At 48.2% G+C, this 17,189-nt stretch carries 8 protein-coding genes; 4 read left to right on the top strand and 4 right to left on the bottom strand.

The genetic code is table 11. From position 1 onward, the window contains the following. Positions 1-50: 50 nt before the first annotated feature. Together PTQ21_RS18200 and PTQ21_RS18195 are read right to left on the bottom strand one after the other, a co-directional pair. Positions 51-1,745, bottom strand: a complete 1,695-nt coding sequence (locus PTQ21_RS18200) for a COG1361 family protein (protein ID WP_274566585.1) — start codon at positions 1,743-1,745, stop codon at positions 51-53. Beyond that, positions 1,742-8,452, bottom strand: coding sequence for a DUF7507 domain-containing protein (locus PTQ21_RS18195; RefSeq protein WP_274566583.1), 6,711 nt, complete (start codon positions 8,450-8,452; stop codon positions 1,742-1,744). Before PTQ21_RS18195 ends, PTQ21_RS18200 begins: the two co-directional genes overlap by 4 nt. A gap of 301 nt (positions 8,453-8,753) precedes the next feature. Between PTQ21_RS18195 and PTQ21_RS18190 the strand changes: the two genes are divergently transcribed. Beyond that, the gene (locus tag PTQ21_RS18190; RefSeq protein WP_162842423.1) at positions 8,754-9,797 is read left to right on the top strand and encodes a GGDEF domain-containing protein; all 1,044 of its coding nucleotides are present in this window, start codon (positions 8,754-8,756) and stop codon (positions 9,795-9,797) included. Between the two features lie 98 nt (positions 9,798-9,895). On the opposite strand, the gene PTQ21_RS18185 is transcribed toward PTQ21_RS18190, so the two are convergent. Next, entirely contained in the window at positions 9,896-10,417 is a 522-nt protein-coding gene (locus PTQ21_RS18185) for a hypothetical protein (protein WP_063563412.1), read from the bottom strand. 52 nt (positions 10,418-10,469) lie between these two features. Beyond that, the gene (locus tag PTQ21_RS18180) at positions 10,470-12,167 is read right to left on the bottom strand and encodes a sensor domain-containing diguanylate cyclase (RefSeq protein WP_274566582.1); all 1,698 of its coding nucleotides are present in this window, start codon (positions 12,165-12,167) and stop codon (positions 10,470-10,472) included. 251 nt (positions 12,168-12,418) lie between these two features. Here PTQ21_RS18180 and PTQ21_RS18175 point away from each other — a divergent pair, with 251 nt between their 5' ends. From PTQ21_RS18175 to PTQ21_RS18165, 3 genes are read left to right on the top strand one after another with little or no spacing between them, the layout of a single operon-like run. Next, entirely contained in the window at positions 12,419-15,373 is a 2,955-nt protein-coding gene (locus PTQ21_RS18175; protein WP_079694483.1) for a Na+/H+ antiporter subunit A, read from the top strand. A 1-nt stretch (position 15,374) separates the two neighbouring features. Then, entirely contained in the window at positions 15,375-15,713 is a 339-nt protein-coding gene (locus PTQ21_RS18170; protein ID WP_024631879.1) for a Na(+)/H(+) antiporter subunit C, read from the top strand. Further along, positions 15,706-17,184: a Na+/H+ antiporter subunit D gene (locus PTQ21_RS18165; RefSeq protein WP_063563410.1), complete on the top strand. Its 1,479-nt coding sequence runs from the start codon at positions 15,706-15,708 to the stop codon at positions 17,182-17,184. Before PTQ21_RS18170 ends, PTQ21_RS18165 begins: the two co-directional genes overlap by 8 nt. Positions 17,185-17,189: the final 5 nt, after the last annotated feature.

Genomic DNA, 17,189 nt, shown 5'->3' with positions numbered 1-17,189 from the left:
AAAGAAGCAAAAAATCCCTTACATTTACAGGAAAAAGCTAGTATCCCCCTTCATTCATCGCCATCTTCAACAATAATGGTGTATACATTCGAAATGGACTGTCCTGAATGCCTCTGACCGTTCCACTCGTAGGTATACATTGCAGTTACGGTACCCTGCTGGATTCCCAGTTGTTCAGCGGAGGATATTTGTGCAATGTAAGTGACCCATTTCTCCGCTCCAGGTTCCATCTCACCCAAATGTAAAAATCTTGGTGATGAATACTCTGAAATGATCGCTCGATCCCGTACTTCTGCTTCCCCAATCCATTTGGCACCTGGAGGGAGCACATCAGCCAACTGCACCCGCGCGGGCCAGGCCCCTTTGTTGGTCACATGTACATGAAAGGTTACATTTCCTCCCCTTTCGATCAAGTCTGGCTTCACTTCCACATGAACCGAGATGATAGGAAACTTCAACTGAATGACAGCCGTATTGGAGGAAATTATTCGTTGCACAGAACGCGAATCTGGCAAGCGAAATGTATAGATCAGGCGAGCCTGATTCATCAGTTCGAAGACTGCAGGTACACCCCGCTCCTGCTCTGTGAGATGCACTTCAAATTGGATATTAACCACGGAACGTGCAGTCAACGTTCCCAGATTGATGCCTTTGACTGGATTTGTTCCAAGCCGTTTCACACCGTTCCACCCCAGGCTCCCCTCAACATAGCGCATACCTGGCGGAAGAAAATCCGTCACGATAGCATCTACTGCAAAAGAACCTTCATTGTGTACCGTTATTTGGTATTGAACGGTATCCCCAGGAGTAGCGATGGGTGGATTCACACTTTTCGCAATCGAAATCCGAGGTTGAATGATTTGTAAAGTTGCTACGTTCGAGTATACATTCTCCAATGTGTCACCTGAAACGTACTCTAGTACTGCCTGAATTGTTAAATTCTCAGCTATGCTTCCTCCCGTGACCTGTACTCGAAATTGAATTGGAACAGATTCTTCGGGTAGTACCTCGCCTATCATAATCCCGGAGTCAGGCGTCGTCTCGGGAACAAAAATCTCATTCACAATGACACTTCCCGGAAGAAATTCAATCCCTTTGGGTAATGGGATCGTTACCCTGGTATCGTTTCCTATTATAAAACCCGGGTTACTCACCAAAAGGTTGTAAGTGACGATATCTCCGACAAAGGTTTGCACACGATCTGCATTCAAAACCAACGACAGACTTGACGAGACCAGATTTACTTCTACCACGTTGGATTGCTCTTCTCCCTCAACCATTCGTCCTTCCGGCGTCACAAATGTATAACGTATCTTCGCTTGATTCACCAGTTTCAAGTCCTGAGGAAGACCGACGATGATCACCTGAAAATGAATACGCAACGTCGCTCCAGGTACGATTTCCTGCGCAGGAATCCCTCTCTCCGGTGATACTCCTGGCAGCGGAGTTCCATCCAGGAGTACACTATTGGGGAGAAGTGAAGTTTCCGACGAGAGCGAATCCAATACATGGACCATGGCAGCACAATTACCCGAATTCACAATTTCAATCAGATAGGTCAGTGTCTGCCCCAGAGCAGCCTCAGCAACGTTGCAAAACTTGTAAACCTCCAGCCTGGGGCCGATCCATGGTGTAACTACCGTATTAGAATAGGCCACCTGTTCCAGTTCAGTCGTACCCGAGCTGAATCGAACCAGTGACTGATTCTGTAGCGTGTGGGACAACGGACCGGAAGATTGGCTCATATCACTACAACCTCCACTCTGAATGTAACGGTAACTGAAGCACCGGCGACAATTGAACCGAGTGTTATCCCTGTATTCGGATTCCCCGTAGGCCTTGCCACGCCATCCACCGTAACACTTCCCGCTACAAATACGGTGCCTGTTGGTACAGGGTCTACCATAACCACGCTATTGACTACCTCGATGCCACTATTGGTTACCACAACTGTATAGGTGATCACATCGCCGACAACAGCATCAACTGCACTTGTGCTTTTGATCACAACGACATTTGGTGCAGATACAGGAATCACCAGAACGTTGGAGGATACTGTACCCGTCAACTGACGTCCATCCGGCGGACTAAATGTATAATTGGCTACCGCCTGATTGACCAGCTGCTGATTCTGCGGCAATGAATCCACGGTAACTTCCAGAGTGACCGTTACATTAACGGACCCTCCTGGAGGTATCGTCCCAACAACAATCCCTGATTCCGGATTTGCACCTGGCTGTGGAACACCATCAATCAGGACGCTGTTGGGAAGCAGTACTGCTCCATTCGGAATGTTATCCGTAAGTGTCAAATTGGCTGCTAAATTCCCACTGTTGGAAATGGTAAAAGAATAGGTAATGATGTCTCCGATGGTGGCATTGGACGTACTCGCTGTTTTGGTTACAGCAATAATCGGCTGATAAATTGGTGTTACCACGGTATTTGAATAGGCCGCTCCCGAGAATACACCCGATGTGAAACTTACCGATGACTGACTACTCACTTGCGGTGGTGCAGGCAGCGTGTTGACCCGAACCGCATACGAAACGGATACAGATGCTCCAGGTGCCAAAGAACCAAGCGCTATCCCCAGTGTCGGGTTAGCCGTGAGACGTGGAACGCCGTCAACCAGGACACTGCCTGTGACAAAAGTAACAGCCGAACTGATTGGATCGGTTAACACGACATTGTTGACAGGATCAATCCCATTATTGGTTACGACCATCTCATATACAATCGTATCACCCACTACAACATCAATTACTGGTGTCGTCTTGACGACACTGACATTCGGAGCAGACACCTGAATATTGAGAGAATTGGACGAAAGGCTTCCTCCCAGTGTTCTTCCATCCGGCAGCGTGTAGGAATAGGTTGCTGAGGCCTGATTGGTTATGGCCTGGCTTAAAGGTAGGGTGATGATCACGACCGAGAACATGATTACAGTTGTTGTGGAGACTACACCCAGTGGTATCCCTGAAGCCGGATCGGCTCCTGGTGCTGAAGCTCCATTAATAATGACGCTATTTGGCACAAGTTCTGTTCCTGCCGGAATGGTATCCGTTAACGTGACAGATGCCCCAAAGTTCCCTGCATTGGTAATCGCGATGCTGTAAACGACCGTATCCCCTACCGTTGCTATAGCCTGGTCTCCCGTTTTGACTGCCGACAGAATCGGTTGGTATACCGGGGTAGTGACCGTATTAGAAAATGTGGTAGCTGAAAAAACACCTGATGTAAAGCTCACTGTAGACTGATTGTTTAATACTGCACTGGATGGGAGTGCTGTAACCTGCACACTAAACACAACGGTCACGGTAACTCCAGGCGCGATGGAACCAAGCGTTATTCCGGTTGAAGGATTGACACCCGGTCGAGGAACTCCATCAATAAACACGCTGTTTGCTGTAAGAACAGTACTTGCCGGCAATGCATCCGTAAAGACCACATTGCTGACAGTCGCTATTCCGTTATTAGTTACTGCAATGCTGTACGTCACGACATCACCAACAGATACAGACGTAGATGTCGTAGATTTCACCACATCGACATCGGGAGCCGACACTGAAATGGTAAGTATATTAGACAAAACAGAACCCGTGATGTTGCGTCCGTCAGGCAGCGTAAAGGAAAGAGCAACCGAAGCCTGATTCACCAGCTGTTGCGGGGTCGGCAAAGTATCAATAACTACGGAAAAGGTAACCGTTGTTGTTGCCCCAGCAGCAACAGTGCCTGCCGGAATGCCTGTTGCAGGATTGGCTGCAGGTAATGGCTGACCATTTACAATCACACTGTTCGGAACAAGTATGGTTCCTGTAGGAATATTGTCCGTTAGGTTAATCTGGGCACCATAGTTACCCTGATTGTTGACGGTAATCGTGTAACTGACGGTATCCCCAACGGTAGCATTTCGTGTACTCGCCGTTTTTTGTGCTGATAGAATGGGCTGAAATACCGGTGTAACCACAGTATTGGAGAACGTTGTGCTTGAGAATGTCCCCGAGGTAAAACTCACTGTGGATCGATTGCTTAATTGTCCACTTGGTGGGATCGCATTGACATTGATACTGAAAGTCACAGTTGCAGACGTTCCGGGAGCGAGCGTACCTAGTGATATCCCCCCTGCCGGATTGGAAGCGGTCTGCACTACCCCATTTATAGTGACACTTCCTGCAACAAAAGAGGCCCCCGTAGGAATTGGATCCGAAAACTGAATATTATTTACCGGTGCTATTCCGCTGTTCGTTACCAAAATGGAGTAAGTAACAGTATCCCCTACGGCAGCCGCAGTAGAAACTGTACTTTTAACTACGGCAACGTTTGGCGACGAGACTGGAAACGTCAGTGTATTTGAGGTGGCTGTCCCTGTTAACGTTCGCCCGTCAGGAGGTGTGAAAGTAAAAGATGACGTCGCAAAATTGCTAAGTTGCTGCGGAGATGGAAGTGAATCCACAACAACGGCAAATGTAACAACAGCTGTCGCTCCCGCTGCCACAATGCCTACAGGAATACCCGTTCCTGGTGTTGCTCCAGGCTGTGGTACACCAGATACCACGAGACTATTGGGTACAAAAGTTGTGACAGTAGGAATCGTATCTGTCACTGTAACGTTTGCCTCCAGATTGCCTGTGTTACTGACAGTTACTGTATATATAACCGTGTCGCCTACGGTCGCATTAACTGTATTTGCTGTTTTGATGAGTGAAATTTGCGGTTGTATGACCGGAGTCTGTGTTGTATTGGATGATGATGACCCCGAAAATGAACCGGATGTGAAGCTGACCGTCGACTGATTGTTAATCTGTGAAGGGATCGGCATAGTAATCGTCACCTCAAAAGTTACGGTAACCTCGGCTCCTGGAGCCAACGTACCGATTGGAATGCCGGCGGTCGGATTGGAGAGCGGGAATGAAGTCCCGTTCACAATGACGCTTCCGGGTACAAATGGGGTATTCGGAGGAAGAGGGTTGACATATACCACATTGTTAACGGCTACTGTTCCGTTGTTACGAATAACAGATGTGTATCGAATGATATCCCCGACCACGCCATACTCTACATTGTCACTGTTTACTATCGTTACATTGGGCAAGGATACGGGAATGTTAATGGTGTTCGATAACGAAGAACCGGCAACCGTTCTCCCACTTGGAAGAGTGTAGGCAAATGATGCAACTGCTTGGTTAGTCAACTGCCTTGAATCAGGCAAACTTGTGACCATGGCAACAAAAGTGACCGTTACGTTCGAGCCTGCAGCGATCGGCCCCAAATTAATTCCTGTTACCGGGCTAACACCTGGTGTTGGTACGCCATTAATAATGACACTATTCGTACTGAATACAGCTCCCGCAGGAATCGGATCCGTCAAGGTAACCGTTGCGGCAATATTGCCTGAATTGTTGACCTGAATGGAGTAATTAAAGGAATCCCCTACTGTCAAATTCGAGGTGCTAGCTGTTTTAGCTACTTGGATGACTGGTTGATATATGGGTGTATTCACCGTAACAGACGAAGAAACGCCATTAAAACTGCCTGACGTAAATGCTGCACTTGCCCGGTTGCTGACTGAACCTGTGGACGGAACGGATGTCACTCTTGTTTGATAGGTCACCGTAACGCTGCTTGAACTGTTCAATGCACCGACAGCAATGCCCGAAAGCGGACTTGCATTCCTTGCAGCAGCTCCATTAATAGTGACACTGCCGGAGACGAATTCCGAACCGGTTGGCGTATCCGAGATCACCAGATTTTGTACCGCACTGCTCCCAGCATTTGTTGCAACAACCGTATAGGTAAGTACATCCCCTACGGTAGCGTCCGGCGTACTTACTGTTTTGCTAATCAATATATTGGGGCTTGATGCAGGTATACGAACGACATTGGACAAACTGCTTCCTGAAAGATTTCGTCCACTCGGAAGCTGGTACGTGTAACTAGCGGCCCCCTGATTCTCTAGTGTTGGCGGTGATGGGAGTGTAGTGAGTGAAGTTCGGAACACAATCGTTGATGTTGCTCCTGGCAGCAGACCCCCCAACGTTATTCCGGTTAATGGATTGGTCCCAGGACGCGCAGTACCATTCACGGTTACCGAATCCGGGTTAAATGTCAGGCCTGATGGTATCGTATCGGTTATATTTACTTGAGTCGCTATGGTTCCGTTGTTCGTTACCACAAGTGTGTATGAAATCTGATCCCCTAGTGTCGCATTGGTTTCGCTCGCCAACTTGTTAATGCCGATTGCCGCCTGGTATACAGGGGTTGTAATGGAATTGGAGTTGGAAATCCCCGTGAACGAACCCGAGCTATAAGACACTACGGCACGGTTAACTAACGAACTTGAAGCAGGCAGGGACTGCACATTAACCTGAAACGTCACCGACGCGGAACTTCCTGCTGCCAACGTTCCTAGCGAAATTCCACTGCTCGGATTGGCTGATGGTACGACAGTTCCTCTGACGATCACACTGCCCGCTACAAATGTGGTTCCAACAGGGATAGCATCCGTGAGCACCACATTGTTAATCACTTGGATACCACTGTTGGTAGTAACGATGGTGTACGTAAACGTCTCCCCAACTGCAACATCCGTGACCGATGCCGATTTTACCGTGGTTACATTGGGCAATGTGACGGGAATCGTCAAGGTGTTCGAAGCTACTGTGCCGTTAATAGTCCGACCATCAGGAGAGTTAAAGGAATAGGTGGCCGTGGCTTGATCCACAAGGGTCGGAGGCGTAGGCAAGCTTGTTACGAGTACCTGGAAGGTTACGGTATTTGTACTTCCTGCCGCGAGGCTCCCCAGATTAACGCCAGTCGCGGGATTAGCACCAGCAATCACATTTCCATTTAGTCGGAAGCTGCCCGCTACGTACGAGCTGCCGCTCGGGATGTTATCCGTTAATGTAACGTTGGCAGAAACATTCCCCCCATTGTTCACCTGAAGCGTATACGTGACCTGGTCACCTACTGTGGCGTTGGTTGTGCTCGCCGACTTCACAATGGACAGGTTTGGTGAATAGACAGGAAGTGTAGAGTTATTGGACGGAATGACTCCCGTAATCACTGAGCCCCCTGCCACACTTTGGAACGTAAAGGCGGCATTCGCTGAATTCACCAATTGCAGTATGCTTGCATCCTGGCCAATGAGCGCACGATAGGTTACAACGATACTGTTGGATAGATTTAATGAACCAAGTGGAATGCCGGCGGTCACATCGAGTGTTGGGCGGGACACACCAGCGACCGTTACACTCCCTGGAATGAAGGTGAGCCCTACAGGCAATGAATCGGATAGAACAACGCTGGCCGCACTGGCTGTACCTGCATTGCTGACAGTAACGGTATAAAGAATGCTATCCCCCGCTACCGCACCAGAGGCAACGGATGCTTTGGCCACTGTAATTTTGGGTGCATTGATATCAACCTGAATCGCATTGGCATTGACAATGTATGCATCCCCGGAGGTCGTTAACGTCAACACCGCAGAAGACTGGTTATTGATTAGTCTCGATGACACATCCACATTAGTAATATCCCAGCCTTGACGTCCGCCGATAATATTGGTGCCCGGAGCCCCGTTCGTCTGGTTCCGCGTTCCGAAAGTCCCTGTTGTATTAAGGGTTCCTGTATCGCCGTTGATTTGAGAAGCAAAAAAGTTTGCAGCCAGATTGTTTGGTCCGGACAAGGCAACCGAAGTTGCCGAGGTTGGCCCGAATAATGCCTGATCCCCGGTCCGGTTCGCGTCCCCTTCCTGTGCACTGAACAGGGCTCTGCCTCCCAATGCACCCGAAAGCGGAGTAGCAAATCCAGTCAGTGTGGTAACAACTGGCGCCGATGTAGACTGGACGAGTACTCCACCTGCACGTAAGGACATGTTGCGAAAGGGCAGGCTGGGGTTCTGATAAATGACTCCAAGTGTCCAGCCTGCATGATTGGCTGTAGCATCATTAGTGATGACAATCGTTCCTACAACTGCTCCGGTGGTATATGTACCCGCTCCCCCATTTTGTACAAGCGAAGTAACATTGGCTGAACGCACATAGCCGGCAGCGCCGTTCCCCAGATCAAATTGATTATAAGTAGCTGGATCAGGAGTAACACTGGATGTACCTGCTGGTGTAGTAAACGTAACCGGATTATTGATTGCAGCACTCAGATTGACTGTCCCATTGATGTAACTTCCACCCCAGATCAATTCTGCATACAAGACAGTGCTGCCAGCAGGAAGAACGAGTATTGCCGCTGAACTGTTGCTCTGATACAGGCTCGTGGTTCCTAGCGGATAGGTTCCGTACTGGACGGAAGCGTTGGTTGTCGTAAAAGCTCCAATACTGTCCTGTGTTCCGGGTACTCCGGCTGTGTCCGAACGACTCAGTCCAAGCGTGTTACCTGTAAATGTAATTGCTCCCGTAGCATTAACGGTTGAACGAACGACAAGAGGAATTGATCTCACCTCCCCTTCATCTTAATTGGAATCATATGAATTGGAGCCTTCTTACACAGTCTATGAGCCTATTTCAGATTTTTGTTTGTCCTCTATAAGAACTTTATGCGCTTTTATGTAAGCTTTGTTTTCATATTAAAATTAAATGATTTGCGTTTCGTGCAATGTGTTTTATAATTAAAACATACGAGAGCAATGCCTGTCGTATTATTATGATGCAGTCAGCGGTGATATATTGAAGAGTCCCAACTTACATAGCAACCATATCCCAACCGAGTACGAATTCAAGCATTCCAAATGGATCAAAAAAATGCTTCGTGCTTACTGGGTCGTCGTATTAACGCATGTTGTCATTCAAATAGGCTGCTTTCTGTTTCTCGATTATGATCGCACTCCAGAAGATTTCATGATTCATGTATTATTTTTGCCTACATTAGCCAGCGCTTTCGCCATTCTGATCGCCAGTTGGGTGGAACGCCGTTTCAGTTCGTTCTCCTTCTATTCCATGTCCGTGGCCAGCACAGTGATTGCCTGGACCATCATACGTGTCAATTACGACATTCGCATTATACTGGCCATATGTCTGTTGCCGATCTTTGCTTCGGTACTGTTTTTCAACAAGAAACGGGTATGGACGGTATGCCTCATGCAGATGATTGGCTATGTCATCGTACTCTGCGACCCAGCCTATCGGCTGTACTTATCTTCGTTTGATATGGTTTCCATTCCGGCTTTTCTCATTGTAGGTACATATGTTGCACAATTGATTGTTACGAGCGGCGTCGAGGTACTGGATGATCTTCAGGCCAGTATGCTTGCCAAGCAGGATCTGATTGTGCGAAACGCAATTATGAGCAAGCAGTCCAAGACAGACGGGTTAACCAATCTGTATAATCAAAGCTCCTTTAAGGACTACTATGAAAAAGCGTTTGAGTATGCCAATAATGGCATGAGTCTACATTTAGCTCTGATTGATATTGACAACTTCAAGTCAATTAATGATACATATGGGCATCGGGTGGGAGACACCATTCTGGAGAGAGTCTCTCTGATCATTCAGGAGAACATCACATCAAGCGATATCGCGGCGCGTTATGGTGGAGAAGAATTTGCACTGTTAATGTTTGAGCAACCCTTCGAGCAGGCTTATGCCTTGGTGGAGCAGATCCGCAAGAAGATTGCTCGTCTCGTTCATCTGGAGCTTGAAGGGCAATATATTACGGTAAGTGTCGGACTTAAAAGCTACAGCGCTCATCTGTCCAAGGACAAGCTGTTTGAGGAAGTGGATGCATGTCTCTATGCCGCCAAACGAACGGGGAAAAATAAAACGATGACGTCCCTTGATTTGGTTTAATCCTCCAAAAAAACGCAAAAAAGTAGTGCTGTTCACCGGGAATCCGGCTGTACAGCACTACTTTTTTTAACGCTAATCGTCACTCCGAATATATTGGTTCACTCTGCCCATTCCCAGCGATGTGCATTTTGCTCCAGCTTCGGGTGGAGCTTAACGGCATCTCCATCAATAATCAGACGTACTTCCTTAATCCAATCTTTGAACGAATCAAATGATGCGAACTGATTTGCCATCTCTACCGTGAGGTATAGGAAATGGGGAGCTGGATATTCTTCTGCCATATGACGCAGGGCTGCTTCGATCGGCGTATACTTCTTTCTCTTGCCTTCCCAGCCTTCCACCCGTATGCGGGAGGATGCATACTCCCTTCTCCAGTCATGAAGACGATCTTCCCTTTTGTAAAAAGGCTGCACACCATCCTTGCTCATCCGCTTCACTGTATTCTCATGCAGCGGATAGAGCACAAGTTGCACAAAAGAACGTTTGTCCGCAATAGCAGCGGCGCGTTCAAGCTGTTGATCCGTTACGTGTTCAAATGAATCATAGAAAATCAGCGTGCCTTTCCGGGTAGCCGGGGGCGGTTCATAACCATAGGGTACATTGGTATATTTTCCAGACATCTCATCGCTCCTTGCCTGTATGCGGATCAGTTAACTCTTACTTTATATTATATTATTCTCTAACTGTGTTCTTCAATTCTGGATAGAATGTCATTCTATTTTTGCCCGCACGTTTCGATTCATACAACGCCTCATCTGCCATGCGGATAATTTCACTCGGATTGCCACTGTTCGTAGGATACTCAGCTCCTCCAATGCTGCAGCCGATATGAATTCGCTCATATTCAATAATAAACGGCTTATTCAGGCTCTGGATGATATCTTCTGCATAGGTACGAGCTTCTTCTCTTGGATTGCTTCCCACAGAGCGAAGCACAATGAGGAACTCATCTCCACCAAGCCTTACCGTGATGCCCATATCATGACTGAGACTGGTCAAACGCTGAGCCACTTTCTTCAGCAGAACATCTCCGGTCTGATGCCCAAGCGTATCATTCACACTTTTGAATCCATCCAGATCAAGGTAAAGGAATGTTAATGTGTGATTTTCACTTTCCATCTCCAAGGATTCTTCCAGATAGAGCTCGAGCGCTGTTCGGTTCGGTAGTCCGGTCAATTGGTCGTAATGGGCCAGATTCTGCATAACAACCAGTTCCGAATCTTTATTCGTTAGCGAAGTCAACATATCTCCCAGTGAACGTGACAGTACTTCGATTTCCCTAAAGCCTCGATTTTCTGGAATCTGTACTTGCTCTCCAGCACCAAGCCGATTCGCCACTTGAGTTAGCCGTGCAATCGGGGCCGAGATCTGGCGGGAGATCAGCCAGCCAATCAGTGCAAATAGCACCGTAACCGAGAGCCCTGCCCACACATTGAACCAAAGCATGTCGGTCACGGAAGCAAACGCTGCTGACTTGAGCTGACGAATAACCACCGTCCACCCCAGACCCGGATAGTCCAAATGCCCTTGGCTAGTAGCAAATCCTGTTACATATTCTTTTCCATCCGGCCATTCTTCTATGGACCAGCTGCTTTTGTTCAGTCTTGCCCATTCAATGCCCGATAGCTTTAAAGGACGACCAATCCATTCTTTTGGACCAAGCAGCACCGTATTTTCCTTTTGACTGACAATAAACATCTCGATGTCCTTTTCCTCATGTTTCAGCGGCTCCAGGACACTTTCCTCCATTTCCTTCGCCCAGGCCCAGCTCAAATGTGCGGCAAGCACGCCAGCAATCTCTCCGTTCTTGTATTTCACCGGAAAGCTGATATCAACAAATTGCAGTGGTTCGCCGGTTGGGTTCGGAAGCAGCTTCGCCAGAAGGACTGCATCATGGACATCTCCGATAAATTTACCCTTGATTCCCTCCTGATACACAGGTCGTTCCGATAAATTTTCACCACGCAATATGCCTTCTGTGGAAGCCAGCACTTTTCCTTCGGGATTCATGAATCCAACCCATGAGAATGTGGGAAAGCTATCTTGAAGCTGATTCAGCAGCATCTGCATTTCGGCAGGCTCGAAGCGGTCCTCTAGAGCAATCATTCGGCCCAGAAGATCCAATTCTCCTGAACGCGACCACATGAAGCGATCCAGCTTGTCTGAAGTCTGAGAAGCCGTGCTGATGAGGGCATGACCAATCTCCGTTTCGACAGCTATGGATGATTTTTGACTTAGAATATAACCAATCGTGAGTGTAACCAACAGGGATAACACAGCGAAGGTCATGGTGAGAACAGTTTTAAGCTTGAATGACATAACTTCCTCCAATAACGGTGAAACCAGCTTGCTTTTTTCAACATCATTCATGCTGTTAAGAACTACGGGATGTCACCTATTCGTTTTCATCTTTATCGGAAATAATGTCTTTTTTCATTATACATTTCCATACAATATGGGAACGCTATTCGCACCTTGTTTCTTCCATTCAAAGAATAGTCACGATTCTGTATATACATACTTGGGTTATGAATATAGAGAGCAAGCATGCTCACAGAGCCATATGAGCACGGTTTGCCACAACAAAGAGCTTTAGAAATTCAGTCATTGGGGGTGTAATGTTGAGCCTGCTTCATGTTGCTGTGATTCTGCCTTTTGCCGCTGGTATTGTACTTGCCATGCTGCATCGTTTCTTCCGTAAAATACATATGGGATGGCTGGTTTTACTTGTCCCGGCCCTATTATTTGTTTATTTTGCGAGCCTCGTACCCGCCGTGTCTCAGCGCAATACGGTATCTGGGTATATCCCCTGGATTCCGTCACTGGACATTGGATTTAATCTATATCTTGATGGTCTAAGTTTGCTGCTGACATTGTTAATCACCGGTGTAGGAACACTGGTGGTGCTCTACTCCATTTTCTACATGGATACCAAAGAAGCCTTAAACCGCTTTTATTTGTATCTACTGATGTTTATGGGAGCCATGCTTGGCGTGGTGCTGTCAGACAATATGATTGTGTTGTATGGATTCTGGGAGTTGACCAGTATTACGTCCTTTCTCCTGATCGCTTTTCACTACAAACGTAAAGAATCCACCTCAGGTGCACAGAAATCGTTCCTCATTACCGTATTTGGCGGATTCGCCATGCTTGCCGGATTCATGCTGATGTATCTCATGACAGGCACGTTCAGCATCCGTGCAACCATTACGGAATGGGGACAGATTCAGGATAGTGCACTATTCTTGCCCGCTCTTGTGCTGATTCTGATCGGTGCTTTTACGAAATCGGCGCAGTTCCCGTTCCACATATGGCTGCCTGACGCCATGGAAGCTCCAACACCGGTTAGCGCCTATCTGCATTCGGCAACCATGGTCAAGGCGGGACTGTATGTCGTCGCCCGGTTTACACCCATCTTTGGTGGACAGGGATTATGGTTCTGGCTTGTCACCGGGGTTGGACTGCTCACCCTGTGTTATGGATCATTCCTTGCCGTGAAAAAAAATGACCTTAAGGCGATCCTGGCCTACTCTACCATCTCACAGCTTGGTTTAATCATGTCCCTGCTCGGCGTTGGCTCGGCGGCCATCTATTTCGGATATGGCGAATCCTCCGCGATGTACACGGTTGCCATTACGGCAGCACTGCTTCATCTGTTCAATCACGCTACCTTCAAAGCGGCACTGTTCATGGTCGTAGGCATTGTGGATCATGAGACAGGCACGCGGGATATAAGGAAACTCGGCGGACTTGCTTCATTTATGCCTGTGACCTTTACGGTAGCGCTCGTCGGAGCACTCGCCATGGCCGGAATTCCGCCGTTTAACGGATTTCTGAGCAAGGAGCTGTTCTTCCAGGCTATGGTGGAAGTAACACACCTCCGCATCTTTGGACTCGGATCATGGAGCATACTCTTGCCTGTGTTCGCCTGGCTCGCAAGTGTGTTCACTCTGATCTATGCGCTTATTATTGTGTTCAAAACGTTCCTTGGTCGCACCCGCAGCGAGATCCCTGCCGAGAAGCTGCATGAAGCTCCCGTTGGCATGTTAATTCCTCCGGTTATTCTCGGGATACTCGTGATCATATTCGGTCTATTCCCGAATCTGCTGGCTGGATCATTAATTGAACCGGCGATGGCTGCTGTACTTCCATCACTGTTGAACGGAAATGAACACTTTGATGTTCACTTCTCTCTATGGCATGGCATCACACCAGAATTAATCATGACCATTGGTGTAATCGCCCTCGGTATTACATTGTACAAACTGCTGCCGCGCTGGAGAACGATTTATGAGCATTACCCACAAGGGTTAACGATAAACAATATGTACCATGTCGTACTCGATAACCTTCAGCATTATGCACGCAAATGGACGGAAGCCTATATGAATGGCTCGGTTCGTAACTACCTGGTATACATTTTCTCGTTCACCGTTGCATTGCTGGTTTATGCTTTTTTCCGCTCGGGGGAAAATATCACCTGGAATTTCAAGGGCAACGCCCCTTTTTCTTTCTATGAAGCAGTACTGCTCCTCGCACTGATTGCATCAGCGGTTTCGATCCCTTTTGCCAAGAACAGACTATCCGCAGTCATTATGACAGGCGCAGTGGGTTACCTCGTCACATTACTGTTCGTGCTGTTCCGAGCGCCGGATCTGGCATTGACCCAGATGATTGTCGAAACGGTATCCGTTGCACTGTTCCTGCTTTGCTTCTATCATCTGCCTGAACTGCAACGAGGCAAATCAAGCCGCAGCTATCTTAGTGTAAATATGATTGTTGCCATTGCCGTAGGCGTGGTCATGACCTTTGTTGCATTAGCTGCGAGCGGAACCGCGTCACTCGAGAGCATTTCGGACTTTTTCATTCAGGAAAGTTACAATCTGGCTGGCGGCAAAAATGTCGTCAACGTGTTGCTGGTGGACTTCCGTGGTTTTGATACCTTACTGGAGATTATGGTACTTGGGGTAGCTTCGTTGTCCATCTACTCCATGATTAATCTGAATCTTGAAGCGAGGGACCTTGGCGCAAGACTGAAATTCCGCAAGAAAGAACAGACTGAAGAAACGGATGAAGATACGGATGACAAAGCGGACAATACGAAAAAGTATGGCAACCGTGAACGTAGCTCATCAACCTGGGATACCGTACCACTGCAAAGCAACGATGTGTTGTTGCAAACAACGACCAAGGTTGTTGTCTTTATCATTCTGACCTTCGCGCTGCATCTGTTCTTCGCAGGACATCATAACCCGGGTGGCGGGTTCATTGGCGGTCTGGTGACCGCCGCTGGTCTCGTGTTAATTGCGCTGGCGTTCAGTACAGATACTGTACGTAAAGCGTTACCTATCGATTTTCGCACCTTGACAGCCATCGGGCTGGGCATTGCCTTATTGACTGGAGCAGGCTCGTTTTTGTTCGGCGTACCCTTCCTGAGTCAGACCTTTGGTTATTTCGATCTTCCGATACTCGGAGAAACAGAACTTGCAACCGCGATGCTGTTTGACCTCGGCGTATATCTCGCCGTCCTGGGAGTCACCATGAATATCATTCTACAGATCGGGGAGGATCGCTGATATGGAAATATTGATGTGTGTGGCCGTTGGCATTTTGTTTGCAGTCGCCGTCTTTTTAATCTTATCGCGGAGCCTGCTCCGGATCGTGCTTGGCATGTCCATACTCACTCACGGGGTGCATCTGCTGCTGATTACGATGTCCCGTCTCAAAACTGGAGCACCACCGCTGCTTGGGGAGCAGGCTGAACGCTACGTTGATCCACTTCCCCAGGCGCTGATATTGACATCCATTGTTATTAATTTCGGACTTACCGCCTTTTTCTTTGTACTTTCCTATCGTTCCTATCTGAAGCTGAAAACAGACGATATGGAAGAAGTAAGGGGGCGTCCTTATGAATAATCTCGTTGTTCTGCCCATTCTACTGCCACTGATTACAGGGGTTATAGCCCTTCTATTCTTCCGGCGGGTAAACATCCAGCGGGTTGTGAGTGTTATTGGCCTTTTGCTGACCGCAGCTGCTTCAACTGTCCTGATTACCCAAGTGACACAGTCCGGCATACAGACGCTCAATATGGGAGGCTGGGAACCACCCTACGGTATTGTACTTGTTGCAGATATGGTATCGGCCTTGCTTGTCGTGGCCGCTTCGATTATTGCACTGGCGTGTCTGCTCTATGCCTTCCGCAGTGTGAATAAGGAACGGGAAGAACATCATTTTTACCCGTTCTTTCATTTCCTGATTGCAGGCGTGAACGGTTCCTTTCTTACCGGAGACCTGTTTAACCTGTTTGTCTGCTTTGAACTGATGCTCATCTCTTCTTATGCACTAATCGTATTGGGAGGTACGGAAAGACAACTACGAGAAACGATCAAGTATGTCTTGATTAACATTGTCTCTTCTGCACTATTTGTTGCCTCTATTGGTTTTCTCTACTCTATTACAGGCACATTAAACATGGCCGACTTGTCCAATCGGATCGCCGAAGTTGGACAGAGTGGAGTCATCACCCTGATCGCTGTCCTGTTCCTGATCGTATTCAGTATCAAGGCTGGACTGTTCCTGTTCTTCTGGTTATCCGGCTCTTACGCAGCCCCTCCGGCAGTGGTCACCGCCCTATTCGCCGGTTTGCTGACCAAAGTTGGCCTGTACGCCATTGTGCGAACATTCACACTGATTTTCTATCATGATCCGGATTTCTTCCATGCCCTTATCGGCTGGATGGCTGGAGCGACCATGGTACTCGGAGTAATCGGGGCGATTTCCTATCGTGACGTCAATAAAATACTGATCTACAACGTGATCGCAGGGGTGGGATTTGTAGCCTTCGGGATGGCTGCTGCCAGCCGTCCTGCACTGGAAGGTCTACTCTTCTACATGCTGCATGATATGCTCATCAAAACACTGCTATTCCTGCTCGGAGGCGCTCTGATCGCGGTCGCAGGCACCTCCAAACTCGACAATATGGGCGGGCTGATCCACCGCTACCCACTGCTTGGCTGGATGTTCTTCATCAGTGCACTTGCGCTGGCAGGCATTCCGCCGTTCAGTGGATTTCCTGGGAAATTGTTGCTGTTCGAAGGCGGGTTGCAGGCAGGTCTGTACGGACTGACAGGCATTGCCGTCCTTTCCAGCCTGCTGATGTTGTATTCGGTTCTTCGCATCTTCATCCAGGCGTTCTGGGGTGAACCGCCGGCAGGCGCAGTGAGAAGACCTTACGCCGTGAACGGCCTGCTCATCCCTGCCGGAATTCTGTTTGTGTTCATCATCGCGATGGGTGTGGGGGCTGAGGGTATGTTCCAACTGACCTCCCGCGCAGGCGACATTCTGCTGCATCCCAATGTATATATTGATGCAGTGTTGAAGGAGTAGATGCG

The organism is Paenibacillus marchantiae (genome assembly GCF_028771845.1).
GTDB classification, from domain to species: domain Bacteria; phylum Bacillota; class Bacilli; order Paenibacillales; family Paenibacillaceae; genus Paenibacillus; species Paenibacillus marchantiae.
The sequence above is the reverse complement of the archived record's forward strand: the minus strand, read 5'-3'. Positions and strand labels throughout refer to the sequence as shown.

Bases quoted from the DNA above. Each gene is read 5' to 3' on its own strand.
- PTQ21_RS18190 (WP_162842423.1), top strand. From the start codon at position 8,754: ATGCTTCGTGCTTACTGGGTCGTCGTATTAACGCATGTTGTCATTCAA.
- PTQ21_RS18165 (WP_063563410.1), top strand. From the start codon at position 15,706: ATGAATAATCTCGTTGTTCTGCCCATTCTACTGCCACTGATTACAGGG.
- PTQ21_RS18170 (WP_024631879.1), top strand. From the start codon at position 15,375: ATGGAAATATTGATGTGTGTGGCCGTTGGCATTTTGTTTGCAGTCGCC.
- PTQ21_RS18200 (WP_274566585.1), bottom strand. From the start codon at position 1,745: ATGAGCCAATCTTCCGGTCCGTTGTCCCACACGCTACAGAATCAGTCA.
- PTQ21_RS18180 (WP_274566582.1), bottom strand. From the start codon at position 12,167: ATGAATGATGTTGAAAAAAGCAAGCTGGTTTCACCGTTATTGGAGGAA.
- PTQ21_RS18185 (WP_063563412.1), bottom strand. From the start codon at position 10,417: ATGTCTGGAAAATATACCAATGTACCCTATGGTTATGAACCGCCCCCG.